The following is a 26761-nucleotide window of genomic DNA, read 5'->3' on the forward strand; positions in this document are numbered from 1 at the left end:
GTTCCTTGTTGTGGTGTGATTAAAAAAGGGGATTACAGGCCGATGGCCTTGCGGATGGCCGCATTCGTGTCGCCGCCGCCGAAGTTCTCGGTGCCGCTCATGAAGTCCAGTTCGATGACGGTGGCGCCGTCGATCATCAGCTTGTAGTAGCTGCAGGCCATCGTGTATTTGTGCGTCGTGTCGTCGCCCATCTTGGCGCCGCCCATATCGATTTCTTTGTAACGGCCGCGCACGACGACCTCCACGGCGGCGACCGTGCCGTCATCGTCTTCCTGGTAGGCGCCGGCAAAGCGCAGTTGCACGGCGCCATGCGTGTGCGCGCCGTACTGTTTCAGGGCTTCGGCGATCAGGCCGCCGCCGCTCCACTCCAGCGACAGCGCCTCATTGCCGAAGTCGACCGATACGGGGCCGCTCATGCCGCCGGCGCGGTACTCTTCCATCTTGCGGCTCAGTTTCGGCAAGGTGACTTCGGGCACCATACCCATGAAGGAGACGCCGTTCTGGAACAAGTTAAAATTTTTCAGTTTGCGGGGCAGGCCCATAAGTTCTCCAGTATTTCAATGCGCCCGCGCAGGGGCGGGCAGGGTGGTGATGGCAATTACGCGGCGATACGCGAGGCGAAGTCGGCCAGGTAGCGGTCGGTAATACGCTGCTGGAATTTCAGGTTTTCCAGCGGCGGCACGGGCGTGTAGTCGTAATCGATGGCCAGCTTGCCGTCTTTCAGTGCCGTCTTGTCGTTGTACTGCTCGTCATACCAGGCATGGCCGTCGATGATGTAGCCCTGCAATTTCAAGTCGCGGAACTTGGCATTGATGCTTTCCAGCAGGTCGCGCACCAGGGATGGATGCAGGGGCACATCGACATAGGCGAAGTGCGCTTCGGCGATGGTGTCGGCCAGCACCTGGGCCGTGCGCGTGTAGCTTTCAAAGTAGAAGAAGCCGCCCGGCGCCTCGCAGGTGCGCGAACCCCAGAAGCGATAGCCGCCCATGTTGATCAGGGTGGTCACTTCCTTGGCGTTGAGCATGCCGGCATCGGTAGCCGGGTCTTGCAAGTCGAAAAACACATCCTTGGTAATGCCGGTCGGGCCGTTGACGACCACGTTCGACAGCGTCTTGTGCCAGCCCGTTTCCTCGTCGATCTTGGCGCGCAGGCCCATGGCGTAGGCGACGGCGGACATACTGGCCTCGGCATCGATGGCGGTATCCCAGTTCACAAAATCCGGCCAGATCATCATCACTTCGCGCTGGCCGAACTGGCCGCGATAGGTGGTGGCCGCCGTGACGGTGGCGCAGCCATAGGCCGACGCATACACGAAGCCGCGCAGGCGCTGTGCCACGCTGGCCAGGGCATTGGTGACGGCCTGGGTGTCCAGCCCCGGCGCGCCCAGGATGCGCGGTTTGACGCCCAGCTTGCTTTGCGCGGCCAGCAGCGCCTTGGCGCCCAGGTACTTGCCGTCCGGCGACACGCCGCCCACGGCGTTGGTGGTGGTTTCCGCTTCCGTTTCGCCTTCGGCCACGCGCACCACGACCGTCAAGGGCTTGGTCTGCGCGGCGATGGCCGCCAAGCAGCGGTACAAGGTGCCGGTCTTGCCGGCCTTGCCCATGGCGGCCAGCACGTTGGTGACGAGCACGGGCGTGTCGAGCGGGAAGGCCGCCGGGTCGGCATCATCGGCCGTGGCGATCAGGCCCAGCACGGCGGTGGAGACGGTGCGGATGGGGCGCGAACCCTCGTTGATTTCAATGACGCGCACGCCATGGTGGTAGTCGGTGGCCAAAATTGTTCTCCTGGTAGGTGGTGAATGGGGCGTGGGTGAGGCGTTACGGAGTGACAGGCGCCGCCAGCGTGATGCCGGCGTCGGCGAAGGCGCGCCGCCCCTCGTCGGACAAGGTGGCAGCGATGCGCACGTATTCGGCGTTGACGGCCGCTTGCAGCGCCTCGATGTCCTGCGCGGCGGCAACCGTCGGGCAGATGGTGATGTCGAGCAGCCAGGCGCGCGCTGCCGCGATGGCTTGCACGGTATCCGCGTCGCCGTCGGCCATGGCGGCAAAGCCGATGCCCGCCAGGCGGTTGAGGATGCCGTCGCGCGTTTTTCTGACGCCGACCAGATACGCGTTGAACTGCGTCGCAAACAGTTCCGGCACTGGCGCCGAAATGACAAGCTTGCCCTTTTTAAATGCAAAGGTATGTCCGCGTGGCCGGCTCATCGCAGCGGTGAAATCTTTGTCGTCCACTTCGATCAGATCGTTGGGCAGGTTGGCATAGCTAATCTCATCTGGATAAAAATTGCCGGTGGACGGCGAGTAATGGAGGGGCATGTCACTTACCTATTGAAATGATGAAAATGGAAACGTTGCTGTGGATGTAGTTGCTCTGCGCGACGCCACCGTTGATGGAGTTGGCCATGGCCGATACGAAGGCATTCGAGTCGGGGCTGGCGCCGATACCGGAGATAGACGCCGTGCATCCAAACGCTGCTTCCTTAAATGCAATCGGAAAGGAAAAATCTTTCGTCGAGATGCCGGTGGTGGCGGCAGGCACACTGATGGTTTGCCACTGCATGATCAGCCCGCCTGGCAATGGTTGATAGCCATCCTTGAGCAGCCGCGATGCAAAATCGGCGTTTCGCCCCATCTCCGCGGTGGAATCAATGACTTGCCATGTGCTGCCGTTGGTCGCAACGACGGACAGCGATTGCCCTGGCTTGACAAGCAACGACGCGACGCTGCCTACGTCGTAACCGAGAAATGCGCCGTCGCCGGGTGAAATGGTGCCCGACACTGTTGCGTAGCCAAAAAATGTCAGGCGGCGCCCGACAATATTTCCATTGGCAATGCTGTCAGGGCGCGGGAGCGTGACAGTGATGTCGTCGTTGACGAAGTACAAAGCGTGGCCGATGTCGCCAGCGACGAGGGGGCGCGAGACGGCAATCCCTTTCAATCCTGCCAGATTGCCTTGTTCCTGCTGTACAAATTCGGCATTCACTAGTTTTTTTGAAGTATTGAACTTCGGCAGTGTCGCCACCTCCTTCATGCTGTATTGCGGATGGGGATCGGCGGCGGCCTGGTGCGCAGTCAGCTGCTTTTCGCCATATACGAGCACACTGCCGGCCTGCTCGTCGACATAGGCGCGATGCGCCAGTTGCGGGTGTGGGTCAGCGGCGCCCAGGTGGGCCGCCAGTTGCTGTTCACTATGAGCGAGCACACTTCCGGCCTGTTCGTCGACATAGGAACGATGTGCCAGTTGTGGGTGCGGGTCAGCGGCGCCCAGGTGCGCAGCCAGTTGTTTTTCACCATGGACGAGCACGCTACCGGCCTGTTCGTCGACGTAGCTGCGTTGTGCCAGTTGTGGGTGTGGATCTGCAGCAGCCAGGTGCGCAGCCAGTTGCTTTCCAGCATGGACGAGGACGCTGCCGGCCTGCTCATCGACGTAGCTGCGTTGTGCCAGCTGCGGATGCGGATCAGCAGCAGCCAGGTGCCCAGCCAGTTGCTTTTCACCGTGGACAAGGACGCTGCCGGCCTGTTCATCGACATAGGAGCGTTTCGCCAGTAGCGGATGCGGATCGGCAGCGGCCAGATGTGCAGCCAGCTGCCGATCAGCGTGGACGAGCACGCTGCCGGCCTGCTCATCGACATACTTGCGCGTGGCCAGAATGACGGATGGGTCGATTTTCAGCTCGATGGCGGCCGTGCTGGCGACGATCAGGACGATGCGTACCACTTGCGTGCGCCCGCTGCCCTCTGCCATCTGGGGCTTGTAGCTGGGCGGGCAGTTGGCCACCGCACACAGGTCGCCGGCCTCGTCGTAAATGCCGATCTCGCGTATCCACCAGCCGCCCACGTCCTCGGGCAGCACCTGCTCGACGATGATTTGGCTGGCGTTGGCTGGGTCAATGCTCAGCTGGTTCAGGCCGGCGCGGCGCACCTCGCGCACCAGCGCCTTTTGCGTGCGCACTGGCATGGGCAGATTGCCATTGCCGTCGCCCACGGCCAGATTCTTCAGTTTCAGGGTTTGACCCAGGGCGATGGCATTGGCCAGCTTGGCCTCGCCCACTTCGGTCAGGATGGCAAAGTATGTGCTCATGGATAGATGGTGAGAGTGTCGATGGTATGGGATGCGCCGGCTTGCAGGAGCCTGCCGCGCACTTCGATGGTTTCCGCGATCCAGGGATACACGGTCATGCTGTCGCCGTGGTAGGCGCAAGCGCCCGCGTAGACGTTGCCACGGCTTTCCAGATAAATGGCCAGGCCCGTCATGTGACGACTGACGGGCTTGGCGTCGGCAATCAGACGTTCCATTTCCTGGAACATAGCGTCCGTGATGCCCGAGTCCAGCACGCCCACGTCGAGGCGGAAGGTGCCCGGCACGCCGGCTGGCGTGGTCTGCCACCATTCGGTGATGCGGATCAGGTAGCCTAAGGACTCCACCACGCGGCGCACGGCGGCAATCGTGCCCTTGTGCTTGTGGATGAAGTAGGACGCCTTGATCGTGCCGCGCTTGATCGACTCGGGCCAGGCGTCGTCCCAGCGGTCGACCGAACAGGCCCAGGCCAGGAACGGCAGCAGATTGACGGGGCAGCGGTCGGCATTCCACAGGTCGCGCAGCGGCACGGGCACGTTGACCAGCTCGGCGCAGGCCACGGCAATGGCGCGCTCCAGCGCCGTGCTGTTGGGCGGCAGGGTGGGTACGTGCTTATTCATCGAATACCACGACATTGAGCTTGATGGCCGTGCAGCGCGCGGCTTGGGTGGCGTTCAGTTCGATGTCCGCTGCCGGGCTGCTCATGACGACCTTGCGCACGCCTTCGACGTGGACGGCGGCGCTGCAGGCGGATCGATAAATGCTGTGGCCCAGCGGGCGGCGCGGCTGCGACACGCGCACGGCGTTGGCGCGCGCCGCGTCCAGCAGAATCGGCACTTCCGGGCCGACGCCGATAAACAAGGTGGCCTCGATCTGATAGTCGATGACCTGGGCGGCCTGCACCGTCAGGCGGTCGCCCAGGGGGCGCACTTCCTCGGCATTGAGCGCGCGCGCCACGGTGGCCAGCAGTTCGGCGTTGGGAATGCCGCTGGCATCGTTGGCCAGCACCGTGACGGTGACGCTGGCCGGCGCCGGACTGGTGGCGCTCGCGTCCTTGACGCGGCCGTCGCTGCTGCGGGCGTGGAATTCATAGGAGGCTTTCGGGCCGGCCACGGACAGGCCGTCCGGCGCTTCCTGGATGCGCAGGCGGTAGGCGTCGTTGTTTTCCATCACGGCAGCCACGGGCGGCAGGGCGTTCGGATTGGCGGGCGTGATGGTCAGGCGCGCCACGTTGACGTTGGCGCCCAGCTGGTCCAGGTCGCCGTCGAGCGCAAACGCCAGCATGACGGCCTTGCCCGCTTCGTTGACGCGGTTGCGCAGGATGGTTTCCTGATACGCGTTCTCTTCCAGCAGCTTGGTGGCCGGCTCCGATTCCAGCTCCAGGAGGGCCGTGACGGCTGCGCGCTCGGTTTCCGGCAGCAAGCTGACCAGATGAGCTTTGCGCGTGGCGAGGATGGCTTCGAAGTCCAGCACTTCGACCACGCTGGGCGCGGGCAATTGGGTCAGGTCGATGGGCGTGCTCATACGATGCCGCCTTGTTTGACAGGCACGGACAAGGTGATGCCTTGGCCATTCGCCGTGCCATCGAGCAGCAGCGTGATGGCGCCGTCCGTGTCGCGTGTGAGCTGCACGCTGGACAGTTGCAAACGCGGCTCCCAGCGGCGCAGGGCAAAGGCGGTGGCGGCGTAGATGCGCAACTGCGTGGCGCTATTTAAGGGCTGGTCGATCAGCTCGGGTACTTCGGAACCATAGCGGCGGCGCCGGATGCGTGAGCCGATGGGCGTCGTCAGAATGTCGGCCACGGACTGGCGCAGGTGGCCCAGGCCCGTCAGGCTGCGCCCGGTGGCGGCGTGCATGCCCATCATGCTTGCGGCCCGCCCGACTGGTCACCGCCGGCCTTGACGCCGCCGTGCGGATGCTTGGCCAGGCTGATGGCGCCGGCCAGTACATCCTCGCTCGCTTTGACAGTGCCTTGCACGGCCATGGCCACGCCGCCAGCGGCGCCAGCCTTGGCGTTTACGCCGCCGTTCAGGGTGGTAGTGCCGTTCACAGTGGTGGACTGCATGACGATCAGGTTTTTCATGACGGTCAGGTCGCCCGTGCAGATAGTGCTCGGCGCGTTCGATGTCACCTTGTCGGCGGTGATGGTGGCGGTGCCGCCGGGTAAATTGGCCGTTAGGGCATGGGCCGCATGATCGTACTGCACCACGGCGCCATCGGGGTAGTGCGTGGTGTGGATGCTGTCGCTGCTTTCTGGCGTATCAAACGCCTGCGAGTACAGCGCCGGCAGGATGATGCCGCGCGTCAGGTCGCCGCCTGGGGAAAAGACGATCACCTGTTCGCCCACGGTGGGCGCCGACCAGGTGCGGGTGCTACCGGCGCGCCGTGTCGCCCAGTTCAGCCATTCGGTGGTGAGTGTCGGCCCCAGCCGCACGCGCGCCTTGGCCCCTTTGACCTCGGCGATGGTGCCAAGGCGGATCAGGTTTTGCAGCAAGCGAAGGAGGTCGGACAGGTCGGCGTTCATGCAGTGCATGTTGCCGAAGTCCGCGTGCGGATGCACGCGGGGGCGGGTTGATAAGGCGAGTAGTAACTATGGCGGTATTCGACTTTTAATTTTATAATTCCATGCAAATAAATTTTATTGCAATATTAATATTAATATTAATTTAATTTCCCATGTTTTGTATTTTTGAAAATTCCGGCGATTCGTCATTTGAACAGCTTGTTATCTTTTTTCCTATTTTGAAATTTCCTCTTGAGTTTGGGTGGCTTACTCCGTAAGAAAAAACCATGCAGCCTAGGGAAATTAAAATAATTAAATAAAACCATTTTGATCGAAAGAAACCATATCTAATGTAGTCATTTGGAATTAAATCATCATTGTTTTCTGATGATTTTTTTAGTATTTTACATAAGCCAATAAGCCCAGTTGCCTGCAAAGCGAAACCAAAAATCGTCCATGGCCACGAGAATTTTGGGCTCAATTCACCACATCCAATTAATGAGTTAATGTTAATAATTGCCATGAAAATAAAAGCAATAAAGAAGAATAATTTTTTCGAATTTGACATTTATTTGCACTCGCATGATTTTACATCGCCTATTTTTGAAGATCCCATTGCTGCTTGAATTAATGTGAGATCGATTCCTGTTTGATAACCACTTGTGTCGGCTATTGCCCCTCCAAGCTGAAGTCTGCCGAATGCCGACCACCCAGATCCGAGGGAGCCACTAATTATTGAGTATGTGGATGCGGAACCTTGAAAAACGTATGGATTAACATAATCTAGTCCATCATCAAAAATCGCGGCGGTGTTAATTTGAGATATTGGAGATTTTCCAAGACCGGCAGATCCCATCATGGCCGTTCCATTAACAGTCCAACGCTGTCCTCTAACGCATTGTGATTCCATATTAAATCCAATTATCTGTCCTCCTGCTCCAGCTATATTAGATACTCCTAAACTCTCAATTTTTCCAGACCATTTATGAAGTCCAGTTTTGTCCGAGTATTTAAGTGGATTTCCGCCAACATATGTGTAAGTATTTGTCCCACCGTTTAATCCAATCGGGTCACTCTGCAAGTACCGCCCCAGCGAGGCATCATAGTAGCGGTTCCAGTTGTACCACAATCCTGATTCAGTGTCGTAATACTGCCCCGGGAAACCGACATGCATGCCGCCGATATTGTCGACGATGACGGTGCGGTCGAATGCCGCGTTGGCTGCGCGCCAGGCGACGCCTCCGGTACTGTTGGTCAGCACTTCTGGCCGGCCCAGTTTATCGTTATGGCTGGCGTAGAACCAGCCCCCGCGCAACACTCCAAGCAATTCACTGCCCAACCAGATATAGCTGGTGTTCAGCATGCCTTCTTCGAGCAGCAATTGGCCGTCGGGGCCAAAGATGCTCACCACGCCGCCTGATTGGGTGTTTTTATACAGCCGCTGATTCAGCGCATTGTAGTAATAGTAGCCTATGAACGCGCCATTGGCGCTCACAGTCTCCATCCGGTTCATAGCATCATAGGTGTATGTTCGCGTGCCGTCATGGCGCGTTTCGCTCGCCACATTGCCAACCGCATCGTAGCCGAAGTTACGCCACTGGCCTTTGCCGCTCCAGGACAACAGGCGGTTGTTTTGCACATCATTTACATAATTATAAATAAATCCATGCCGTCCCTGCCATGTTCGGTTACCCGCCTGATCCCATTCAAATGCTTGTAAATCAGTACTACGGGTTGCTCCGGCTATGCGATCCGACAAATCATAGTCTACTGTCTGGGACATTGCTGGATTAGCATGATCGGTCATGGCATTCATCTGACCGGTCGTGTTATAGGCATAGACGGTATTTTGGCTTCCTCCAGCGACTTGCGTAACTTGCCCATCGGCATCTAATTTGATGGTCCGTGGAACGTTATTGCCGAAGCGCCAGGCATACAGGGCGCCGCCCGCCGGCTGATAAAGTAGGGTGTCGGCCAAGTTGTTCCATGGGGCGCCAAGATTACTCGTCACTCCGGACAGGCGGCCGATGCCGTCGTACTGATAATACAGCGTCAAGCCTCTGGGGTACGCCATGCTGGTCAAGCGGCCAGCCGCATCGTAGCCCCAGTTCGTCGTGTACAAATTGCCCCACATATTATTGAACTGGCTCAGCAAATCGCCACTGGCATTGTAGGTATACCTGGTTTCACCAGTCCCATCCGTAAAGCTGGTCAGCCGTCCTATGCCATACGGCCCCTCGTCATAGTTAAAAGTTTCAGTGATGACCCCACTGATACGTGCCCGCTTGCGGCCCAAACTATCCCATTGATACGAAATAGTCTTGCCATCCGCCTTGACTTCAGAGCTGAGCCGGCCCGCACTATCGTAGCCAAACGTGCTTGTCCCCGTATCCGGACTGGTGATGCTGGTCACCTGGCCAAAGCCATTATAGGTATACCGTGTTTGCAGCGGGCGCGGATCGGTTACCGATATCAGGTTGCCTTGGGCATCATAAGTCATGCTCGTCGTACCGCCGTCAGCAGCTCTGCTGCTCACAAGACGGTTCGCCGCGTCATATTGATAAGTTGTAGCGCGGCCTTGAGCGTCCGTGCTGCTCGTCAGATTACCATTGTTGTCATACCGTTTTTCGACCCGTTGGCCGTTATTGCCTAGTTGAGTATAGGGGCGGCCCAAAGAATCAAGGACAGTGGCTGTGCTAAATTCCGTCGTACCAACGGCGACCGGCACTGTGCCATTGATGTCGGCATATTGGCGGGGCGAACTGGCGCGCACGCTGTTGCCTGGTACGTCGACAGCCAAGTTTGCGAATTCATTGAGCGCATTGCCGACAGATTCCAGCCGGCCTGCTGCATTGTATTTGTAACGCATTACGCCTCCGTCCGGCCTGCTGATCGTGCTGATCTGGCGATCATGGGTGTACGTATAAACAGTGGTGCGGCCATTCGTGGTGGCTGATAGTAGATTGCCCCGTGGATCGTAGGTGTAACTGGTGGTGACGCCATTCAGGTCGACATAGGTCATCGGCAAGCCGAGGCCGTTGTAATTTGCCCAGCTTTCTATTTGGCTTAGGGGGTTAGTGCGAGAAGTCAAGTTCCCCAACAAATCGTAAATTGAAGTATAGGTTGCTGCGCCTGAGGGCAGCGACTCGCTGGCTGTGCGACTGGCAATAGCTTCGTTGCCATGGAAACTATAAGCATATTGCGTCACACGTTGGCTGCCGCTGAGAACATCCGAGAACGTCGTACTTTCAAGCTTGCCCGTCGCCAGTCCTGAATTTACATAGGTGTATTGAATGCGTGCATAGACTTGGTTGGTCGAATCGAGAAACTCGGTTTGGTTGATATTGTCGCCACCCCAGCTATTGCGAGTGGTCGATGCAGCGGAGGTGCCCGTGGCAGTAGTCTTTTGCAACAGCTTTCCATCAGCACTGTAGCTATAGGATGTCACTACGCCATTCCAGTCTGTCGTGGTACTTAAATATCCGTTGGCGTCATAGCTGCTGGCAGCAGCTGCGGCGCTGCAGGTAGTGCTTCCTGCCCGGGAAATGCTGGTATTTTTGAGTTCACCGTTTATGTTGGAAAAAGCATGGTGTGTCACGTCGCCCTTGGCGGTAGTGACTGTGGTTCCCGACGCATCGTAAACGAAGGTATCGACTTCCTCACCGCCGGCCAAACCGCTTTGCTGCACCCGTTTGTCGGGATAGTAGCTATAGGTGCTATAGCGCTCTCCATTGATCGAAATGCCAGTGAGCAAGGTTGGATCGGCATTTTCATAGTGGTACTGTCGAATGTCTGGCGAACTACCCGGCGATGTCACTTTTGTCAGAAGACCCGAAGCATTATATTCGTAGCTCCATAGGCTGCCTGCCGAGTCGCGCACTGTGGCAACTAAGCCATTATTTCCATAGGTGAATTGGATATTTTGGCCTACGTGATTGGATATTTTGCTGACGCGATTAACGCCGTTATACTCATAAAAAATACCTACGCCGACGAAATTGACAATGCTAAGAATGCGTCCACCCGTATCATAGGAGTAAATGAGTTTTCCTTTGAACAGAGTCCAGCCATCCGATGTATATTGCAATTCACCTACCGTATCGGTGCCACCTGGCGTGTAGATATAGGTACCTTCCTCTCCGACATCACGCTTGTAACGATGCGTAAACTGTTTTCCGCTCGAGTCAATGACCGTCGCTGACTGCGGAATGCACATCGAATCCATCCTGATGCAACCCGCAGTGCTGGCGATAATCCTCGGGACATCATATTTAGACAGCCAATTTTTCCCGAAAAATGTACCAGTTACTTGGCGACTGCGATAGGTCCGTTCTAGGCCAAGACCGTATTCTCCTTGAGAAAAAAAATCAGTTTCTGACTTGTATTTTTCACCTGTAGCGATGACAACTGGATGCTTAGTCTTCTTCGGAGCAGTGTTCGGGCAGTCTTCGTCTATATTTGAGTTATTTTCATATATGGGCGAGGCCTTCGGGGAACCGCCTTGTCCTCCGTCTCCAGGATTTGCACCACCAATTCCATTGTTGATTTCTAGATTAGGTATCGCTGGATATTCGCATTGGGAATAGGTGTCTGAATAATAGACCCTTTCTTTGCCGGGGAGGCATGCTCTTATATCAACAGTTTGGCCATTAGCTTTAGCTGGCGTAGGTGCTATAGAAAGAGAACTGGCTATGAAAAAGATGAGACTGCTTACGAAGTATAATTTCACTATCACTCCCTGGAGGTTTGCATAAAATATACCAATAAAAGCAATATTACCATTGTGAATTTTTTTAGTAACAATATTTTCGATGTCGGCTTGAGCCTATTCATAGCTTTTTCAGTCCGAGGCTATGTGATGTAATAGCGACTCGCGTATCAACGTCCGATCCGGTTCGTTCAAGCCCAGCAGCGGCCGCTCCGGATACTTGTATGTGTGTCCTTTTTTTGAAACTCGGTCTTGCTGACCAAACTGATGCACATGCGCCACGCGCGCCACCCAGCCAAAGAAACCCACCTCGATCTGGTCGCCGGTCGCCTTCACCTTCAGGTGTTTTGCAGTGCGAATCTTGGCGAACATGGCCGCCTTCTGCCGCTTGATGCGCCCGTTCTTTCCCTTGAATTCCTTGCGCCGCTTGCGCGCGGGATAGGCCGCGCCATCCGGCCCCTGTTGCGCCTTGATGCGCTGCGCCTGGCTGCGGCGCAGGTCAATGGCCACCTTGTGATTGATGGCGCGGCGCTGGGGCGGTTGCAGCTTGGCCAGCAGGGCGCCAGCCCAGGTTGCCAAAGCGTGCAGATCTTCGCTCATGCCGTGGCCTCGGGCGTGCGCCATTCGGCCAGCAGGGTGTCGCCGTCATACAGCTTCCAGAACTCATCCGCGTAAGCCGGCATGTGCTGTATCTCGGCCAGGTGCTTGATGTCCAGGCGCCCGGCCTCGCCGGCCTTGACGGCCACGCGCTCGGTCAGGTCTAGCTTGATGGAAATGTCGACCGTTTCATGGTTGTTGAAATCGACCTCGAAGGCGATGCCGTGCTTGCGCGTTTCCTCGTTGGCCATCAGGTCGAGCTGGTGGACTTTGAGCCAGGCGATCAGGGCCACCATGATGGCGTCGGCGTCGCCCGCGTAGTCGGTGACGATCAGGTTGAGCTTGTAGCGGTATTCGAAGGAGAGCGAGGCGGTGGCACTGGCCACCACGTTGCCCTCGTCGGCGAAGACCAGCAGGCGGTCGGGGTCGCGCTGCAGGTCGGGGATGGCGGCGGCCAGGTGCTGGCGCAGGCTATTCGGTTTGTACATGGTAGGTGTCTCGTACTAGGTTGTAGGCGTCAATGCAGGCGTTCAGCTGGCGGGTGGCGTCGTCGCCGTCGCCGGCAATGGCGTCAAGAGCTGCCGCAGTCGTTGGGTCAAGTTCGGCGCGCGCTTGGTTCCGATTGCCTGCGGCAGCGGTGGTATCTGCAGAGGTGGCGCACTGGCTACTGGCAACGGGGATTGACAGGCGCACAGCGCCGCTGCGCACGTCATCGTAAAAACGGTCACGTTCAGTTTTCGCATGAGTTTGCTCCTGGGTGAGGTGGTCGGCGCGCTGTGCCAGGGCGGCGCCTGCGGCGCGCTCCAAGGTGAGCACGCGGGCCGTGGCCTGGGCCAGTGCGGTGGCGGCGGTACTCTTGCTGGTGGCGGCTGCCCGCTGCAGTTCGGCGATGCTGGCATCCTTGCGCCAGCCCTGCGCCGTCCAGCCAGCGATGGTGCCGCACAGCAGGCAGGCGGCCAGCGGGCGCCAAGTGGTCGCGGTCACATGGCCACCCGTTCCTTGATCCAGCCGAACAGAAAACGGCGTTGGGTCTTGTTGGCCTCGGTGATTTCCAGGTAGCGCGCCGCCTGCAGGCCGTTCAGGGCGCGCAGCAGCACGGCGGCGCCGTCCTGGCCGCGCCATTTCAGGAAGGACTCAAGAGCGCCCAGCGACTGCGCGCCCAGGCGGCCATCGACGAATAGGGCCGGATAGCGGGCGCCCGTGTCGTTGAAACCGTTCAGCCAGCGCTGCAGGAACTCGGCCGCACGATGCGGCCCCATGTTCACGCCCGTGTCGATCACTTCGGCGCCGATGCCGGCATGCAGGGCCAGCACTTGGTCGAACTTGGGTGCCGTGATGTAGCGCGCCGTGTAGATGGCGCGCGCCACAGCCACGGGCAGCTCACGCATCGGCCCCGCGTAGCCGTTGGCACGCGCCACGGCCACGGTGATGCCGTAGTTGGTTTCGCCGCCCTTGTCTTGCGGGTCGTTCACATAGCCGCCTTCGGCGCGCAGGATGGCGTCGATCACGCGCGCGATCAGGGGATTTTCCGTGGTGGCCATCAGTGTTCCTTCGCGTCTTTGACCAGCTCGGCGATGTCCTTGTCGCTGCGGCGCTGAAACCACAGGGCCACGGCGCGCGATACCCACCAGCCGGGCGCGCCCACGATCAGGTCGATGGCGGAGGCGTTGACCATGGCGCCGATGGCCGGGAGCTGGGCGCACAGCAGCTGGTACACGGTGCCGCCCAGCAGGCACGAGAAGACGCCCGCGCAGGCCAGGCGGGCGACGAACTCACCCTTGTTGAAGGTGCCGTCGCTGTTCAGCGGCGGCAGCACGATGTAGAGCATGGCGGCGCCGACCATGCCCAGCGCCGCCTTGAAGCCGTACAGTTTGACCAGGGTGGCGAAACCACCAAACGATTCTGCGGACATTGCTTGATTCTCCGGTGAGAGGGTAGATAGATTTTTCATGAGGGTAAAAAGGTGGATTGCTGCGTTAATCCCATAGCTGCACAAGATCGGCTGCGGCCACCTGGCCCGTGCTGGGCGCCGGCTCGGGCAGGGTGACGACCAGGCCGGCCGGCAGTACGGCGCCGTGGCGCGCCAGCGCGGGATTCATTTCCAGGGTTTGCTCGACGTATCCCGCGCCGTCGCCCAGGTAGCGCCACACCAGGGCGTCCACCGTGTCGTGCTGCTGCGTGCGTACCTGCATCAGATCAGTTCCACGGTGAGGTGCGTGCGGCCGACCATATCGGCAATCGCCCATTGCGCATTGCGCCGCTGCGCGCCGGGTGCCTCGTCCAGCCATTCCATGCTTTTCTTGTCGCTGACGGACGTGGCCGTGCTGTCGTAATCGCGGTAACGCTCGATCAGATCGGCTTTCGCCGTGCTGTAGACGGCGCGCCGGTACTGCGCCAGCAGGCGGGATTCGCGGTTGATGCGCGCGGCCGGCACGTCCACTAGGGCGGCAATACCGGCTTGCGCATACGTGGCCTGCCAGTCGGCCAGCTCGCGGTTGACCTGCAGGATGGCATCGACCACGGCTTGCACCAGGCGCGCGTCGGTGACGGTGCCGTCCAGGCGCATCGCGTCGCGCATTTCGGCCAGATTGACGTCGGGAAACCAGCCGTCGTTCTCGATGACGCCGGCGGCCGGTGCTGGCGGCGCCGGGGTGGTGCCAGGCGGGGTGGACGGGGGCAGGGCCATGAAGGACATACGGGGCGCTTTCAAAATGGGGCGGTGGACGGGGTTCATCAGGTCAAAGGGTTGGCCAGAATCCCCCCGTGCCGCCGTGCTGCGGGGGATGCTCTTTACGTGGAACCGGCCGTGCGCTTGAGGCGCCGCTCCAGCCGTTCCATATCTTTCTTGACGCCGCACGACTCGGACAGGGCGCGCGCGCGTTTCAGCTGGGCCATGGCCGTTTCCGCCTGCGCCACCAGCGCCGGGGCGATGTCGGCTTCGTCCGCCTGATCGAGCACGGCGATCATGGCGAGGCCAATCGCCTTGTGCAGCTTGGCGCGCGCCTGGTCGGGCGCGTCGCTGGCGGCCGTCAACTGTTCCACCTGGCCCAGCACCTGCGCGGCGTGCTGCGGATCGCTGGCCAGCTTGCCGTGCAGATAGCCCTCGGCAAATTCGTCCAGCATCAGGGTGGCGATGTCGCGGCTGTAGGTGTCGGGCAGGGTGAACTTGTGCGCCAGGGCGTACTCGGCCATGACCAGGGCGCGCTCGTACTCGCCCGTGTCGATGTGCCACACCAGCAGCGTGGCAAACACGTCATCCTGGGCGCCCTTGCCGCCAGCCAGCACGCCGTCGATCCATTGCGCGTAATCCGGCAGCAAGGTCGCCTTGACCTCGATCTTGCGCTCCACCGACTGGATGGATTTCAGCCGGCGCCGGTCGTCGGCCAGCTTGTAGAGCATCATTTCGTAGGCCGTGCCGGTGGTGACGCCCTGCGGCGCGGCTGCGCCGGCCGTGCGCTCGGCCAGCATGCGCGCGCGGTGGCGCAGGGCGGGGGACTGGTTGGCCATCACTTGTCTTTCAACTCGATGTTTTCCACCAGCGCGGCCAGGCCCAGGTCTTCGATCACGTAGGCGTCGTTGGACGACTCGTAGTTCTCGATGCGGTCGCGCTTGGGTACGTCCTCCACGCGGCGGCGGCGCGCGCCTTCCTGGAAGTAGATCGACAGATTGTCGAAACGCGTGATGAGAATGGCGTTATCGGGGAAGAAGGGCACGCGTGCCGCCGGCAAGCCGCCGATGCGTTTCTGGCTGATGATGATGTCCGCCGCCAGGGTTTCCGTGGGCGCCTGTTTGGTGTTGACCAATGGAAAATACTTGTCGTTCAACAGCTTGCGCCCGACGATGGCCACCAGATTGGTGTCTTCCTGATACCACGGGTCCAGCAGGTTGACGGCATCCGTGACGGCCGCATCCAGGTTGGCATAGTCGGCGCCGTCCACGTCACCGATGATGACCTTGCCCGGCATGCCGGCAGCCACCAAGCCCAGCACGCGCTCGGGCGCCAGCTCGCGCAGGTGCTGCAGCCAGCCTTTATTGACGTCCTGCAGCAGCGGATTGGCATCCAGATCGGTGTCGGCCATGGCTTTGACGCCATTGAAGCCGATGACGATGCGGTCGAGCGCCTGGCGCGTCAAAATGGCATTGGCGACGCGCGATTGAAAATCGGGGAACTTGGCCCAGGCGTCGAGCTTGGCATAGTTCAGATGCGTGTCGAAGTTGGTTTGCTCGCAGCGGTATTTGGTGCCGTCCAAGGTGGACAGATCGCGCGTCTTGCGTTCCTTGTCCTTGGTGTTGGTGCGGCCGGCAATCGGGCCGGATACGCCCAGACCCAGTTTTTCGCCTTCCTGCTCGGTCACGCCGATGATGTTCACTTTCGACAGGAACTCGCTCGATTCCTGCATCTTCGTTTCCAGCTTTTGCTGCACGCTGGGCGTGACGCTGAAGGTCTTGGCCACGTTGTCCGTGTCGTTCAGTTGGCCCAGGCGGGTTTCATACTGGCCAAAGACCTGGCGCGTTTGCTTTTTCATGTATTGGTGCTCCGTTGTTGAATGGGGTGTTGGTGGATGGCGCGGGCGCTTAAAACTCGGTCTGCACGGCGCCGTCGTTGCCGGTGGCGGCCGGGCGGCGCGGGCCGTTGCCGGGTGCTTCGTCCATTTGCGCCTTGAAGGCGGCCAGCTCGTCCTGCGTGGCCTTCAATGCCGTTTCGGTTTTTTCCAGGCGCGCCAGGGTGCCCGTGTAGTTGTCGTTGGCGGTGACGATGTGGCCGGCCAGCTCCTGCACGGCTTCGCTGATGTCGGCAAATTGCGCGGCGTCGGCGCCGGATTTATTGGAGAAGCGCGACAGCAGGTTTTTCACGGCGTCGGCCAGCTTGATGCCCTGCGGCTCTTCAAATTCCAGCGTCACCTCGACTGCGGACGTAAACAGGTTGGCGCTTTGCTGCTTGCGGCTGGCGGAGAATTGCAGCGCCTCGGTGCCCAGGCTGGCCGGGCTGTCGGTGACGCCCAGGCCGACCAGGTAGGGCTGCGCCGAGTCGGCAAAGTCGGGCTGAATTTCGAGGCTGGTGTACAGCTTTTGTTTCGCCTTGTTGATGGCCACCAGCTCCGGCGTGGGTTCGATCTGCGCGAACAAGGCCAGTTTCTTGCCGCTGTCCGTGTCCACCTCTTCGGCTTTCACGGCGATCACGTCGCCGTAGGCTTTGAACTGGCTGTCGGGCAGGATGCCGCGAATGTGTTCCAGCCAGATGCGCGCGCCGTAGGTTTTCGGGTTGTAGGTGGCGGCGATCTGTTCGATGGTGGCGCGGTCGATGTTGCGGCCGTCCGTGGTGGCGCCTTCGGTGGCGACGCGGAAAAATTTCGATTTGGACATGGTGGGCGTTCTCGGTTGATCGGATAACGCCATGGTCAACGTCTTGGCGCCGCGATTCAATGCGGTGCGGGTTGCTATGGGCCATAGCGACTTTTGCCTTTCCCCGCTCCGCGCGCGCGCGGCCTACGCTGGCGGCATGCTGACAATCGAGAAAACAAGCGAACAAACGGCCGACGAAAAAATCGCCGAACTGGCCATGCCCGAATCCGAGCCACGTCGCGCCGCGCGCGCCCTTTACTGGAAGGGCTGGCGCATTTCGTCCATCGCCCGCCACCTGGGAATCAAGCGCAGCACCATCAATAGCTGGAAAGAGCGCGACGAATGGGACAAGGCGCAGGCCATCGAGCACGTCGAGGCGTCGGCCGAGCTGCGCCTGGTGAAACTGATCGAAAAAGAGGTCAAGAGCGGCAGCGATTACAAGGAAATTGATCTGCTGGCGCGCACCATCGTGCAGATGGCGCGCGTGCGCCGCTATGAGCAGCCGGGCGGCAACGAGGTCGATCTCAACCCCAGGCTGGCGAACCGCAATGCTGGCCCGAAGAAAAAGCCGACCCGCAACGACTTCAGCGAAGAACAGAAAATCCAGCTGCTCGACGCCTTCCAGGATTCGCTCTTCGACTATCAAAAGGTCTGGTATCGCAACGGCGACCAGCGCACGCGCGCCATCCTCAAGAGCCGCCAGATCGGTGCTACCTGGTATTTCGCCCGCGAGGCGCTGGCCGATGCGATGGCGACGGGCCGCAATCAAATCTTCCTGTCGGCGTCCAAGAGCCAGGCGCACGTCTTCAAGCAATACATCGTGCAGTTTGCGCGCGAGGCGGCCGGCATTGAGCTGACGGGCGACCCCATCGTGCTGCCGAACGGCGCCCACCTGTATTTCCTGGGCACCAATGCGCGCACGGCGCAGGGTTACCACGGCAATTTTTACTTCGATGAATTTTTCTGGACGCAGAATTTCCAGGAGTTGAACAAGGTGGCCTCGGGCATGGCCATCCACAAGAAGTGGCGCAAGACGTATTTTTCAACGCCATCCTCGACCACGCACCAGGCCTATCCGTTCTGGACGGGCGAGCTGTTCAACAAGCGCCGCGCCAAGGCGGACCAGGTCAACATCGACGTGAGCCATGGCCGCTTGTCGTCGGGCTTCACGGGCGAGGACAAAATCTGGCGCCAGATCGTCACCATTCTGGACGCCGAGCGCGGCGGCTGCAACCTGTTCGACATCGACGAGCTGCGCAACTTCGAATACAGCCCCGACCAGTTCGACAACCTGCTGATGTGCAATTTTATTGACGACTCGGCCTCGGTCTTCCCGCTGGCCGAGCTGCAGCGCTGCATGGTCGATTCCTGGGTCGAATGGGACGACTACAAGCCCTTGCTGGGCCTGCGCCCGTTCGGCAACCGGCCCGTATGGATCGGCTACGACCCGGCCTTGAACGGCGACAGCGCCGGTTGCGTCGTGCTGGCGCCGCCCATGACGGCCGGCGGCAAGTTCCGCATCCTGGAGCGCCACCAGTGGCGCGGGCAGAGCTTCGAAGACCACGCCGACGCCATCCGCCAGATGACCCAGCGTTACAACGTCGAATACATCGGCATCGACACCACGGGCATGGGCATCGGCGTGCTGCCGATCGTACGGGGCTTCTTCCCGGCTGTTACGGCCCTGAATTACTCGCCCGAAGTCAAAACCCGCATGGTCTTGAAGGCCAAAAACATCATCAGCAAGGGCCGGCTGGAATTCGATGCCGGCTGGACGGACATCGCGCAATCGTTCATGGCCATCCACAAGACCCTCACCCCCAGCGGGCGGCACGTGACCTATGTCGCCGGCCGCAGCGATGAAACCGGCCACGCCGATCTGGCATGGGCCTGCATGCACGCCCTCGATCACGAGCCATTCGAAGGCACCACCGACAACCACCACTCTTTCATGGAGATTTATTCTTGAGCAAAACACGACACATGCGCGCGCGCGGCCGCCAGGCCGGGAGCGCACCATCAACAGCGGCCACGGCCACGGCCACGGCGCCGGCCGCCGCCGGCATCGAGGCGTTTTCCTTTGGCGACCCCACGCCCGTGCTCGAGCACGCCGATATCCTCGATTGCTTCGAATGCTGGAAGAACGGGCATTGGTATGAGCCGCCCGTCAACTTGGCCGGCCTGGCTAAGTCCTTCAATGCCGGCGTACACCACAGCAGCGCGATCCACTTCAAGGCCAACGTGCTGACGTCGACCTTGATGCCAACGAAGTACCTGTCGCGCGATGGCTTCAAGCGCATGGCCCTGGACTATCTGACCTTCGGCAATGCCTATCTGGAAGACCGGCCCAGCCGCAGCGGCAAGGCGCTGGCGTACCAGCATGCGTTGGCCAAATACATGCGGCGCGGCGTTGATCTGGATACCTATTATTTTGTGAACGGCTACCAGGCCGTGCACCAGTTCGACAAGGGCCGCGTGTTCCACTTGATGGAACCGGACGTCAATCAAGAGCTGTACGGCGTGCCGCAGTACCTGAGCGCGCTGCAATCGGCCTGGCTCAACGAGGCGGCCACCTTGTTCCGCCGCAAGTATTACAAGAATGGTTCGCACGCCGGTTTCGTGTTCTATATGACGGACGCCGCCGCCAACACTCAAGACGTGGACAACCTGCGCCAGGCCATGCGCGACAGCAAGGGGCCGGGCAACTTTCGCAACCTGTTCATGTACGCGCCCAACGGCAAGAAGGATGGTATCCAGATTCTGCCGGTGTCGGACGTGGCCGCCAAGGACGAGTTTTTCAACATCAAGAGCGTGACGCGCGACGACCAGCTTGCCGCGCACCGCGTGCCGCCGCAGCTGATGGGCATCCTGCCGAACAATGCTGGCGGCTTCGGCGCCGTCGAACCGGCCGCGCGCGTCTTCGCCCGCAATGAGCTGGTGCCGCTGCAGGCGCAGTTCATGGCGATCAACGAGTGGGCGGGCGTGGAAGTGGTGCGCTTCGCCCCGTATGACCTGGGGCTGGGCAAGGAGAGCGCGCAATGAGCGACCACGTGGACAATACCGACAAGATCATCTTCGCGGAGGTGGCGCGCGGCCTGGCCGCTGTGCGCAGTCGGCCGGGCCTGGTGGCGCATGGCTGCTGCCACTACTGCGACGAGCCGCTGGCGCCCGCGCTGCTGTTTTGCAACGTGGACTGCCGCGACGATTACGACAAGGAGCAGGGGGCGAGGACACGCGCCGGCCGCCCAGGATGACCGCCACGCCGCGATAGCCGGAGGGGCAGGGCCGCGACAGTCTCGCCGCGCCAGAGCGCCCCAGCCACCGCACAAGCCGCCCACGAGGCGGCTTTTTCACGTCCCGACGAATGATATTGCTCTTGCGGCAAGAAAAAGGCCCGTTTCGGCCCGGCGCGCGCAGTTGTCCCCCCTCCACACCTGCCCGCTAGTTAGGGGTCTTTTGACTCAAATTTGCGCCTTGGCCGACGGCGCATGAGGACTGGCGCGGCGGGGTGAAGAGGGGGCGCGCGATTTGACGCATTTTGACGCACTTTGAGCGGTTTTTCGTGCTGGTGGTGTTGCGACGTGGGGACAGTGTTGTTTTCGCGCTGCGCGGCGTCCTGGCACGGTTCTGGGCTATGTATGGGCGTCTCTACTCTGAGGATCATTCACCTTCACACACTTGCATCATTGCCGGGTATTGCGGCCTCAAGAACTCTTGATATACTGTATGGATATACAGTATTTTATTTGGGTGTCACGATGATTGTCAAAATGTTAAAGATGCGCCTTGATGGGGTGGAGGTGCCCAAGCGAAGGCTGAATGATCGCTATCACTCGGCCCGGTCTGGCGCATTGGAAGTCGTTGAAACGACAGACCAGGGCTTGCACCGTTTGGTAAAGCTGGCCCGCTTCACTTACGGAGATAGCGGCAAATACGTTGACACACTTTTCGATGTGAATTTGCTCTGGTATCGGGATGGGCGCATGGTGCTGTCAGGGTTTGAGCGCAGCAAGAAAGATATGCAATTTTGCGACTACGCGCAGTCCTGGCTGTGTTTTGTCGGGACGGAGCCGCCGCCAATGCCGGAAGGCAGGTAGAATAATTTGCATGTGCGCCGACTATACCCCCAGCCGTAGCGATCAAATCGAACAGCATTTTGCTGTCCGCTCCCCTCAATTTGACCTGCCGCCGGAAGCCTGGCCAGGATACATGGCGCCGATCATTCGCGCGTCGCACGAGGTGCCCGGCGAACTGGAAGTCGCGCCGGCATGTTTCGGGATGGTGCCCCACTGGGCCGATATGAAGCTGGCGCGCCAGACCTACAACGCCCGCACCGAAACCGTGGCGCAGAAGCCGTCCTTCCGCAATGCCTGGAAGCGCAAACAGTTCTGCATTATCCCTGCCGATAACTTCTTTGAACCCTGCTACGAAACAGGGAAGCCGGTCCGCTGGCGCATCGAGCGCGCCGATGGCATGCCGGCCGCCATCGCCGGGATATGGGAATTCCGGCCGCAAGACTTATTGTTGTCGTTCTCGATGCTGACGATAAACGCCGATGGCCACCCGCTCATGCAGCGTTTTCACAAGCCGGATGATGAAAAACGGATGGTGATGATCCTTGACCCGGACCAGTATCACGGCTGGCTCGATGGTTCCCTAGTAACCGAAGAGGATTTGTTCCGCCAGTATCCTGCAGAACGCTTAGTGGCTGTAGCCGATCCACTTCCGCCGCGTGTGAAAAAATGAATACGAAGCCGGGCGTTTGGGCGCCAGGTAGCACATACGCTAAATACTTTTTCTGCGGTTGTAGTCTTGGGAGTCGGAACTCTTTTCCAGAGATTTGCTTGGATTTTCAGTGGGGAATCCGGGGAGTTTTTAGCCTTGTCATCTTAGTAGGAGTATTCCCCCTAGCGACGAAAAAATACGCAATGTAAAGCCACAGTGTGGAGAAAATTATTTCCTCTTAAGGGGCTGATTTGTGCGAGAGGCTTAGCAGAGATGAATCTGAAAGTAGTCATTCAACACTTAGCATGGCTGACGGGCCATGCTAAGTGCGGCCCTTTTAGTTGTACTTATTCCAATTATCCACAAGCCATTTCGTCACATGTTCGTGACTACGCAAATTGCTGGGAAGATGCGTTTGGATTAATCGCTCAGCCTTTTGAGCCTCCGCTTTTGTCCCGCTGCCGTTTACGTTTGTAATTTTATTGCAAAAATACAACATTTCATACCACTCCGAGCGATTCAGCAGAAGGCTGTCAGGAATGCCACGCAAATGAGGATTGTCTCCTCCCGCAGCACCAGGTGGATATTTGTACTGCGTAGCCATATCGCTTTTCGTAAGCGGGCCTTGACGATGATCAGACATAAAAATTGCTCCTTATTGCACTTATGACAATGTTCGCCTCATATGTAACAGGCGTTCTAAATTCGTTTTGTTTGTCATAGAATGGAGCTCTGAGGTCTAACCTCAGGGCTCCATCCTGCTACGCTCTTCTGATCGTATGGGTTTTAGCCATATTTACTCCCTGCCTTCCCAGCTCTTCATTACTGGGTATGTTTCCGCGTCCTAGCGGCGGGTTTAAACCTGAAGTCGTAGAGCCTGCCAGCTCTACGACTTCCCCTCCAGTAGCCATCCTTTCTGCAACTGATGGGCACATTGTATCCCCAACTAGTGGGCTTATTCACCCACTCTTTCTGCAAATAATGTCGATGGCCCGTATTGACATTTCTAAATTTATCGGAATTTATAAATTCTATATTATAGAAATGGAAAGTTATTCTTTTTCAGTGAAAACACCGTTTTTGCTGGTTTTTTACCCGTAGATAGCCTTATTTTATGTTTTTTTAGCAGGCACATCACTTTTCCTTTTCCTTTTTAGGTGAGAAAGATGCTTTGGGGAATTGTTTTTATGGAAGTATTTTTGCGACGAAAAAAGGTAAAATGGACAATGGGTGTCTCAAATATGCAACATTTTTACTGTGTTTTTGACCAGTGTCGGTTGACTTGGCAATCCACAAGCGAGTGTCACTGATTTTCGTTTGACAGGATCGTACTCGGCGCCCTCGGCACTTAGGAAGAGTGAACATGTGGTTCTATGCTTATTCGCCTGTCTGCCTTTTTTCTCCCCTCATGTCTTGTACCCTAAAACGACTTGTGCCTTTGTCAGTGTGTAGGTAGTTTGGTAGGTACGGTGGTTGTAGGGGAGCGTACAAGCCTCATGAAACTTAACTATTCGCATTACACCGCTTCCGCCAAGAAATAAAGAAACCGCCTTCGGGCGGTTTTTTATTGCCTGGCGGAAGCGAGCAGGGCGCCTTCGCGCCCTGCGTGTGAGATTCGAAGGGCTGGGCCTACCGGCCCAGCCCGCCCCGAATCCTCCATTCGCTGCCGCTGCGCGGCAGCCCCGCCCCGCAGGCGCGCGTTCGTGGTTCTAATCAGTTTTTCGACTGAGCCAGCTTTCACAGCACCCAATGCATCAGTCAGTGTCTGAATGACGCAATTGAGCCTCGAGTCCATATCGAAATTTATGGCAATTGAAGCAATACTAACCAGTCAGCATGGTATATAACTAATAGATGCCACTGCATGTGACGCACAGAACCAGCGAGCCCTGTGCTCGCCCGAAAACCTCAAAGGAGACTGCTATGCCAAAGTACGTTATTGAGCGTGATATTCCCGGGGCTGGGAAGTTGTCAGAGCAAGAACTTCAAGCCATTTCGCAGAAGTCATGCGGTGTCTTAAACAAGATGGGACCGCAAATTCAATGGGTTCAAAGTTATGTTACCGGCGATAAAATCTACTGTATTTACATCGCCGAAAATGAAGGGCTCGTTCGCGAACATGCCCAGCAAGGCGGCTTCCCTGCAAACCGGGTGTCGGAAGTCATATCAGTAATTGACCCGACTACGGCGGAGTAGTGCCGCCCAACAAAGTACTGTAGCTTCGTTCCTGGCGGAGCTTCGCTCTGATAGTGCTGAACGTGGCCAGGCCGTTGCCGCCGCGCGGCAACTTCGCGCGCCGTGGGTGCGCGTTCGAGGTTCTAATCAGATTTCGGCTGAGCCAGCTTTTACAGCACCCAACGCATCGGTCCGTCCCTCCGAGCTTGACCTGATCATTTACGCGCGACCGCCCCCTTGTCGACCGGCACAAACACTTCCCATTTAGGTTGTATCGTGGGCGTTACGGTCTTGTCGCAACTTACCGCAACATTCGGCCCAGACAGGCCATGGCTCTTCGGAACCCATTTCACCCGCAAAGCTACAGCACATTTCGCCACCAGAATCTTCCGGTTCGGCTCCAATACCTGCCAGCTTGTTCCATTTTTGGAATTCTCGGCAGCCATGAATTTTACTGCTGCATCCCTGATCTCGAACAAGCCATGTATGTCGCCGCGTGTCCGATCCTTGTCAAGCGTGGTGGCGCGTGCCGATGCGACACCGGCGACAAGAAAGCCGACAAGGGCGGTGCACACGTGCTTATTCCATCGTGACGGTAGCAACATATTTACAATCCAGATCGGCATTCCCCACCCTCACAAAATCAAGCCACTTCACCCCGTCGATACACAAATTTCTGACGGCCAATACCCTGCGTAACAAAATCCGCATCCGGCGGTATCGTTTCCCAGAAATATACATGTTTAAAGATGGGAATTTTGTTGAATTTTTTCGAACGGAATATCCATCTGTTTTTCGTGAAATCGCTGTAGCGGTCGCCTTTGAATTGCTTGTGTACGGTGGTGAAAGGAAGCAGTCTTTCCGCAATATCCGGGAAAGAATAATCCGGATGGTTATCCTTGAGTTTCTCGAAAATTTCAAATTGATCTCTGCAGATAACCTGAATGGCCGTTTCCGGGAAGCGATAGCGCGGCGACCACAGGACATTCCAGCCTGATTCGATTTCATTGATAAAATTTACCAGGCGCGGCGTCATGATATAGGCGTCCGATTCGATATGGATGATTTTATCCACGCCTAATTCATTTGCCACTTTGACGGAGTGGAGAAAACTGCGCCACCAGCCCGGGTAGTCGGCCCCGCTTTGCCGTCCCAAATTGTTGTCGAAGCGAATGATGAGGTTTTTGTCGTCATTCGATGCCAGTGGAGCATTATGGGAAACTGTATTGATAATGTCGGCAGGTGGGAGAAATGGTGATGCATCATCGATCATTATCTTCTTTACTGCATTGATTGGAATATCTTCGTAGTAATCGAGCCACCGTTGATACCGGCTTTCCCATGACGGGGCATCTTTTATAAAGCTGGTGCAGAATATAATGGCTTTCATTTGTTACGCACATTCCTTGTGTTTGAGAAATCCAGGTGATACATGATCTGATCATTAAAATTTTCAACTATTTTAACAGACTGGAGGCGCCCAAATAACTGAAAGGGCATGCCGGCGATGTGCCCGCTGGCCTGATGGCGCCCACTCGCGACGCCAGCGGTCAAGCATCGGCGCAAGGGGCACGTTTCACAGATGCCGTATCATCCCCATGCCGCGATCATCGCTGGTTATACTATGTCCATGAAGAGGCTTCCCATGCGCCATCTCCTTACATCCGTGAACCAATGAAAAACACCACTGTCGAATATCGTCATAACTTCCCCCTTGATCCGCTGGACGTTGTTCGCGTGTTCGATCACTCCGGCATCAAGCGGCCCACCAGCGACCTTCCGAGAATCGCGCGCATGTTTGCCGCGCCTTGCCTGGTGCTGTCGGCCTGGGTGGATGGCGAACTTGTGGGGCTGGCCAGGTCGCTCACCGACCATGCGTATTGCTGCTATCTCTCGGATCTAGCGGTAGACAAGCAATACCAGGGCCTGGGTATCGGCAAAGAGCTTGTCAAGCGCACCCAGGCCATCATCGGTGACGAAGTATCCCTGATATTGCTCTCCGCCCCCGATGCCATGTCCTACTATCCGACGCTTGGTTTTGAGCCTGCCGGCAATGCTTTCGTCATTCGGCGCAAACATTGAGTGAGTGTTTCGAGGAATTCCTGCACAGTTATGAAACTTGTATACACTCTCGCCGAAGCCTTAATAAAAGACCCCGCTCGCATCGCCAAAACCCAATCCCTCACCCTTGATAACGCCAGGCCCCACATGGGCTTGAAAGGCAGCTACGGCCTGTTCGCCTCTGACGAGTGGTGGGAAAGCATCAAGGCCGGCCGCATCCAGACGCAAACGGTGACGGGCAGGATCGAGCGCACGTATTTCGCGGGCCAGGATAGCCGGCGCGGCGATCAAGTCAACAGTTTTACCTTGCGCCTGGACGATGGCTCGGCAGTCGACGAGAGCATCTACACGCACAGCAAGCACGACATCAAGTTGTTCGTGCCCGGCGCCATGGTGACGATGGTGTATGCGCTGGACGAACTCAAGGCGCAGCCAGCCGCCGACGGCAGTGTCAACGTGGCGCGTATCGTGCTGGAAGGGTACAGCGTCTTGCCGCCACACCCGCTATCTGCACAGAGTTGACCTCGGACAAATTCTGCACTGGAATTCGTTTGACCGCCCCCCCGCACCAG

Annotated in this window: 31 protein-coding genes; 8 read left to right on the top strand and 23 right to left on the bottom strand. The window is 58.3% G+C overall.

Annotated elements, in window-relative coordinates; all coding sequences use genetic code 11:
* Nucleotides 1-32: 32 nt before the first annotated feature.
* From VM94_RS04400 to VM94_RS04495, 20 genes are all read right to left on the bottom strand, one after another.
* Entirely contained in the window at nt 33-542 is a 510-nt protein-coding gene (locus VM94_RS04400) for a phage major tail tube protein (RefSeq protein ID WP_046682355.1), read from the bottom strand.
* Nucleotides 543-598: 56 nt separating this feature from the next.
* The gene (locus tag VM94_RS04405) at nt 599-1774 is read right to left on the bottom strand and encodes a phage tail sheath protein (RefSeq protein ID WP_046682356.1); all 1176 of its coding nucleotides are present in this window, start codon (nt 1772-1774) and stop codon (nt 599-601) included.
* A 43-nt stretch (nt 1775-1817) separates the two neighbouring features.
* A complete protein-coding gene (locus VM94_RS04410) occupies nt 1818-2315 on the bottom strand; it encodes a hypothetical protein (protein WP_046682357.1) in 498 nt (165 codons plus the stop codon).
* A 1-nt stretch (nt 2316) separates the two neighbouring features.
* A complete protein-coding gene (locus VM94_RS27125; RefSeq protein WP_052755511.1) occupies nt 2317-4080 on the bottom strand; it encodes a phage tail protein in 1764 nt (587 codons plus the stop codon).
* Complete coding sequence (locus tag VM94_RS04420) at nt 4077-4697, bottom strand: phage tail protein I (RefSeq protein WP_046682358.1); 621 nt, start codon at nt 4695-4697, stop codon at nt 4077-4079. The genes VM94_RS27125 and VM94_RS04420 overlap by 4 nt, the downstream gene beginning before the upstream one ends.
* Nucleotides 4690-5601 (bottom strand): baseplate assembly protein, encoded by a 912-nt coding sequence (locus VM94_RS04425; RefSeq protein WP_046682359.1) that lies wholly within the window; start codon nt 5599-5601, stop codon nt 4690-4692. Before VM94_RS04425 ends, VM94_RS04420 begins: the two co-directional genes overlap by 8 nt.
* A complete protein-coding gene (locus tag VM94_RS04430; protein WP_046682360.1) occupies nt 5598-5942 on the bottom strand; it encodes a GPW/gp25 family protein in 345 nt (114 codons plus the stop codon). The genes VM94_RS04425 and VM94_RS04430 overlap by 4 nt, the downstream gene beginning before the upstream one ends.
* Nucleotides 5939-6610 (bottom strand): phage baseplate assembly protein V, encoded by a 672-nt coding sequence (locus VM94_RS04435; protein ID WP_235432822.1) that lies wholly within the window; start codon nt 6608-6610, stop codon nt 5939-5941. The genes VM94_RS04430 and VM94_RS04435 overlap by 4 nt, the downstream gene beginning before the upstream one ends.
* Nucleotides 6611-6743: 133 nt before the next feature.
* A complete protein-coding gene (locus VM94_RS28100) occupies nt 6744-7148 on the bottom strand; it encodes a hypothetical protein (RefSeq protein ID WP_138828877.1) in 405 nt (134 codons plus the stop codon).
* Entirely contained in the window at nt 7149-11309 is a 4161-nt protein-coding gene (locus VM94_RS04440; RefSeq protein WP_138828876.1) for an RHS repeat-associated core domain-containing protein, read from the bottom strand.
* A 111-nt stretch (nt 11310-11420) separates the two neighbouring features.
* Nucleotides 11421-11888 carry a phage virion morphogenesis protein gene (locus tag VM94_RS04450; protein ID WP_046682364.1) on the bottom strand — a complete coding sequence of 156 codons (468 nt, stop codon included), beginning with the start codon at nt 11886-11888 and terminating at the stop codon, nt 11421-11423.
* Nucleotides 11885-12373 carry a phage tail protein gene (locus VM94_RS04455; RefSeq protein WP_046682365.1) on the bottom strand — a complete coding sequence of 163 codons (489 nt, stop codon included), beginning with the start codon at nt 12371-12373 and terminating at the stop codon, nt 11885-11887. The genes VM94_RS04450 and VM94_RS04455 overlap by 4 nt, the downstream gene beginning before the upstream one ends.
* Complete coding sequence (locus VM94_RS04460) at nt 12357-12869, bottom strand: lysis system i-spanin subunit Rz (RefSeq protein WP_046682366.1); 513 nt, start codon at nt 12867-12869, stop codon at nt 12357-12359. Before VM94_RS04460 ends, VM94_RS04455 begins: the two co-directional genes overlap by 17 nt.
* Nucleotides 12866-13426 carry a glycoside hydrolase family 108 protein gene (locus VM94_RS04465; protein ID WP_046682367.1) on the bottom strand — a complete coding sequence of 187 codons (561 nt, stop codon included), beginning with the start codon at nt 13424-13426 and terminating at the stop codon, nt 12866-12868. Before VM94_RS04465 ends, VM94_RS04460 begins: the two co-directional genes overlap by 4 nt.
* A complete protein-coding gene (locus tag VM94_RS04470; RefSeq protein WP_035820867.1) occupies nt 13426-13797 on the bottom strand; it encodes a hypothetical protein in 372 nt (123 codons plus the stop codon). The genes VM94_RS04465 and VM94_RS04470 overlap by 1 nt, the downstream gene beginning before the upstream one ends.
* Before the next feature lie 64 nt (nt 13798-13861).
* Nucleotides 13862-14077: a tail protein X gene (locus tag VM94_RS04475; protein WP_046682368.1), complete on the bottom strand. Its 216-nt coding sequence runs from the start codon at nt 14075-14077 to the stop codon at nt 13862-13864.
* Nucleotides 14077-14580, bottom strand: coding sequence for a head completion/stabilization protein (locus VM94_RS04480; RefSeq protein ID WP_046682369.1), 504 nt, complete (start codon nt 14578-14580; stop codon nt 14077-14079). The genes VM94_RS04475 and VM94_RS04480 overlap by 1 nt, the downstream gene beginning before the upstream one ends.
* 95 nt (nt 14581-14675) lie before the next feature.
* Nucleotides 14676-15392 (bottom strand): phage terminase small subunit, encoded by a 717-nt coding sequence (gene gpM / locus VM94_RS04485; protein WP_046682370.1) that lies wholly within the window; start codon nt 15390-15392, stop codon nt 14676-14678.
* Nucleotides 15392-16411, bottom strand: a complete 1020-nt coding sequence (locus VM94_RS04490) for a phage major capsid protein, P2 family (protein ID WP_046682371.1) — start codon at nt 16409-16411, stop codon at nt 15392-15394. Before VM94_RS04490 ends, gpM begins: the two co-directional genes overlap by 1 nt.
* A gap of 49 nt (nt 16412-16460) precedes the next feature.
* Nucleotides 16461-17249 (bottom strand): GPO family capsid scaffolding protein, encoded by a 789-nt coding sequence (locus VM94_RS04495; RefSeq protein WP_046682372.1) that lies wholly within the window; start codon nt 17247-17249, stop codon nt 16461-16463.
* A 196-nt stretch (nt 17250-17445) separates the two neighbouring features.
* On the opposite strand from VM94_RS04495, the gene VM94_RS04500 reads away from it, so the two are divergent.
* From VM94_RS04500 to VM94_RS04520, 5 genes are all read left to right on the top strand, one after another.
* The gene (locus VM94_RS04500) at nt 17446-19197 is read left to right on the top strand and encodes a terminase ATPase subunit family protein (RefSeq protein WP_235432839.1); all 1752 of its coding nucleotides are present in this window, start codon (nt 17446-17448) and stop codon (nt 19195-19197) included.
* A gap of 14 nt (nt 19198-19211) precedes the next feature.
* Nucleotides 19212-20270, top strand: coding sequence for a phage portal protein (locus VM94_RS04505; RefSeq protein WP_046682373.1), 1059 nt, complete (start codon nt 19212-19214; stop codon nt 20268-20270).
* On the top strand, nt 20267-20482 hold the full coding sequence (locus tag VM94_RS04510; RefSeq protein ID WP_046682374.1) for a hypothetical protein: 216 nt from the start codon (nt 20267-20269) through the stop codon (nt 20480-20482). Before VM94_RS04505 ends, VM94_RS04510 begins: the two co-directional genes overlap by 4 nt.
* A 384-nt stretch (nt 20483-20866) precedes the next feature.
* A complete protein-coding gene (locus tag VM94_RS04515; RefSeq protein WP_138828873.1) occupies nt 20867-21325 on the top strand; it encodes a hypothetical protein in 459 nt (152 codons plus the stop codon).
* A 10-nt stretch (nt 21326-21335) separates the two neighbouring features.
* Nucleotides 21336-21974 carry an SOS response-associated peptidase gene (locus VM94_RS04520; RefSeq protein WP_046682376.1) on the top strand — a complete coding sequence of 213 codons (639 nt, stop codon included), beginning with the start codon at nt 21336-21338 and terminating at the stop codon, nt 21972-21974.
* Nucleotides 21975-22290: 316 nt separating this feature from the next.
* On the opposite strand, the gene VM94_RS27690 is transcribed toward VM94_RS04520, so the two are convergent.
* The gene (locus VM94_RS27690; protein ID WP_082127556.1) at nt 22291-22596 is read right to left on the bottom strand and encodes a hypothetical protein; all 306 of its coding nucleotides are present in this window, start codon (nt 22594-22596) and stop codon (nt 22291-22293) included.
* Nucleotides 22597-23876: 1280 nt separating this feature from the next.
* On the opposite strand from VM94_RS27690, the gene VM94_RS04525 reads away from it, so the two are divergent.
* Nucleotides 23877-24149, top strand: a complete 273-nt coding sequence (locus tag VM94_RS04525; protein WP_046682377.1) for a DUF4242 domain-containing protein — start codon at nt 23877-23879, stop codon at nt 24147-24149.
* Between the two features lie 194 nt (nt 24150-24343).
* Here VM94_RS04525 and VM94_RS04530 read toward each other — a convergent pair whose 3' ends face one another.
* The gene (locus tag VM94_RS04530; protein WP_138828872.1) at nt 24344-24754 is read right to left on the bottom strand and encodes a hypothetical protein; all 411 of its coding nucleotides are present in this window, start codon (nt 24752-24754) and stop codon (nt 24344-24346) included.
* 17 nt (nt 24755-24771) lie between these two features.
* The gene (locus tag VM94_RS04535; RefSeq protein WP_138828871.1) at nt 24772-25518 is read right to left on the bottom strand and encodes a hypothetical protein; all 747 of its coding nucleotides are present in this window, start codon (nt 25516-25518) and stop codon (nt 24772-24774) included.
* A gap of 284 nt (nt 25519-25802) precedes the next feature.
* Between VM94_RS04535 and VM94_RS04540 the strand changes: the two genes are divergently transcribed.
* Nucleotides 25803-26210: a GNAT family N-acetyltransferase gene (locus VM94_RS04540; RefSeq protein ID WP_046682380.1), complete on the top strand. Its 408-nt coding sequence runs from the start codon at nt 25803-25805 to the stop codon at nt 26208-26210.
* A gap of 126 nt (nt 26211-26336) precedes the next feature.
* Complete coding sequence (locus tag VM94_RS04545; protein WP_235432823.1) at nt 26337-26711, top strand: hypothetical protein; 375 nt, start codon at nt 26337-26339, stop codon at nt 26709-26711.
* The last annotated feature ends 50 nt before the right edge of the window (nt 26712-26761 follow it).

Source organism: Janthinobacterium sp. KBS0711 (assembly GCF_000988085.1).
In the GTDB taxonomy this organism is placed as follows: domain Bacteria; phylum Pseudomonadota; class Gammaproteobacteria; order Burkholderiales; family Burkholderiaceae_D; genus Janthinobacterium; species Janthinobacterium lividum_E.

Excerpts from the sequence above, each read along its gene's own strand:
- VM94_RS04470 (WP_035820867.1), bottom strand. The coding sequence starts at position 13,797 with ATGTCCGCAGAATCGTTTGGTGGTTTCGCCACCCTGGTCAAACTGTAC.
- VM94_RS04450 (WP_046682364.1), bottom strand. The coding sequence starts at position 11,888 with ATGAGCGAAGATCTGCACGCTTTGGCAACCTGGGCTGGCGCCCTGCTG.
- VM94_RS04490 (WP_046682371.1), bottom strand. The coding sequence starts at position 16,411 with ATGAAAAAGCAAACGCGCCAGGTCTTTGGCCAGTATGAAACCCGCCTG.
- VM94_RS04475 (WP_046682368.1), bottom strand. The coding sequence starts at position 14,077 with ATGCAGGTACGCACGCAGCAGCACGACACGGTGGACGCCCTGGTGTGG.
- VM94_RS04400 (WP_046682355.1), bottom strand. The coding sequence starts at position 542 with ATGGGCCTGCCCCGCAAACTGAAAAATTTTAACTTGTTCCAGAACGGC.
- VM94_RS04480 (WP_046682369.1), bottom strand. The coding sequence starts at position 14,580 with ATGTCCTTCATGGCCCTGCCCCCGTCCACCCCGCCTGGCACCACCCCG.
- gpM (WP_046682370.1), bottom strand. The coding sequence starts at position 15,392 with ATGGCCAACCAGTCCCCCGCCCTGCGCCACCGCGCGCGCATGCTGGCC.
- VM94_RS28100 (WP_138828877.1), bottom strand. The coding sequence starts at position 7,148 with ATGTCAAATTCGAAAAAATTATTCTTCTTTATTGCTTTTATTTTCATG.
- VM94_RS04495 (WP_046682372.1), bottom strand. The coding sequence starts at position 17,249 with ATGTCCAAATCGAAATTTTTCCGCGTCGCCACCGAAGGCGCCACCACG.
- VM94_RS04465 (WP_046682367.1), bottom strand. The coding sequence starts at position 13,426 with ATGGCCACCACGGAAAATCCCCTGATCGCGCGCGTGATCGACGCCATC.
- VM94_RS04525 (WP_046682377.1), top strand. The coding sequence starts at position 23,877 with ATGCCAAAGTACGTTATTGAGCGTGATATTCCCGGGGCTGGGAAGTTG.
- VM94_RS04420 (WP_046682358.1), bottom strand. The coding sequence starts at position 4,697 with ATGAATAAGCACGTACCCACCCTGCCGCCCAACAGCACGGCGCTGGAG.
- VM94_RS04540 (WP_046682380.1), top strand. The coding sequence starts at position 25,803 with ATGAAAAACACCACTGTCGAATATCGTCATAACTTCCCCCTTGATCCG.
- VM94_RS04410 (WP_046682357.1), bottom strand. The coding sequence starts at position 2,315 with ATGCCCCTCCATTACTCGCCGTCCACCGGCAATTTTTATCCAGATGAG.
- VM94_RS04455 (WP_046682365.1), bottom strand. The coding sequence starts at position 12,373 with ATGTACAAACCGAATAGCCTGCGCCAGCACCTGGCCGCCGCCATCCCC.
- VM94_RS04425 (WP_046682359.1), bottom strand. The coding sequence starts at position 5,601 with ATGAGCACGCCCATCGACCTGACCCAATTGCCCGCGCCCAGCGTGGTC.
- VM94_RS04530 (WP_138828872.1), bottom strand. The coding sequence starts at position 24,754 with ATGCCGATCTGGATTGTAAATATGTTGCTACCGTCACGATGGAATAAG.
- VM94_RS04515 (WP_138828873.1), top strand. The coding sequence starts at position 20,867 with ATGGGCGTCTCTACTCTGAGGATCATTCACCTTCACACACTTGCATCA.
- VM94_RS04505 (WP_046682373.1), top strand. The coding sequence starts at position 19,212 with ATGCGCGCGCGCGGCCGCCAGGCCGGGAGCGCACCATCAACAGCGGCC.
- VM94_RS04500 (WP_235432839.1), top strand. The coding sequence starts at position 17,446 with ATGCCCGAATCCGAGCCACGTCGCGCCGCGCGCGCCCTTTACTGGAAG.
- VM94_RS04545 (WP_235432823.1), top strand. The coding sequence starts at position 26,337 with ATGGGCTTGAAAGGCAGCTACGGCCTGTTCGCCTCTGACGAGTGGTGG.
- VM94_RS04510 (WP_046682374.1), top strand. The coding sequence starts at position 20,267 with ATGAGCGACCACGTGGACAATACCGACAAGATCATCTTCGCGGAGGTG.
- VM94_RS04520 (WP_046682376.1), top strand. The coding sequence starts at position 21,336 with ATGTGCGCCGACTATACCCCCAGCCGTAGCGATCAAATCGAACAGCAT.
- VM94_RS04430 (WP_046682360.1), bottom strand. The coding sequence starts at position 5,942 with ATGATGGGCATGCACGCCGCCACCGGGCGCAGCCTGACGGGCCTGGGC.
- VM94_RS04535 (WP_138828871.1), bottom strand. The coding sequence starts at position 25,518 with ATGAAAGCCATTATATTCTGCACCAGCTTTATAAAAGATGCCCCGTCA.
- VM94_RS27125 (WP_052755511.1), bottom strand. The coding sequence starts at position 4,080 with ATGAGCACATACTTTGCCATCCTGACCGAAGTGGGCGAGGCCAAGCTG.
- VM94_RS04435 (WP_235432822.1), bottom strand. The coding sequence starts at position 6,610 with ATGCACTGCATGAACGCCGACCTGTCCGACCTCCTTCGCTTGCTGCAA.
- VM94_RS27690 (WP_082127556.1), bottom strand. The coding sequence starts at position 22,596 with ATGTCTGATCATCGTCAAGGCCCGCTTACGAAAAGCGATATGGCTACG.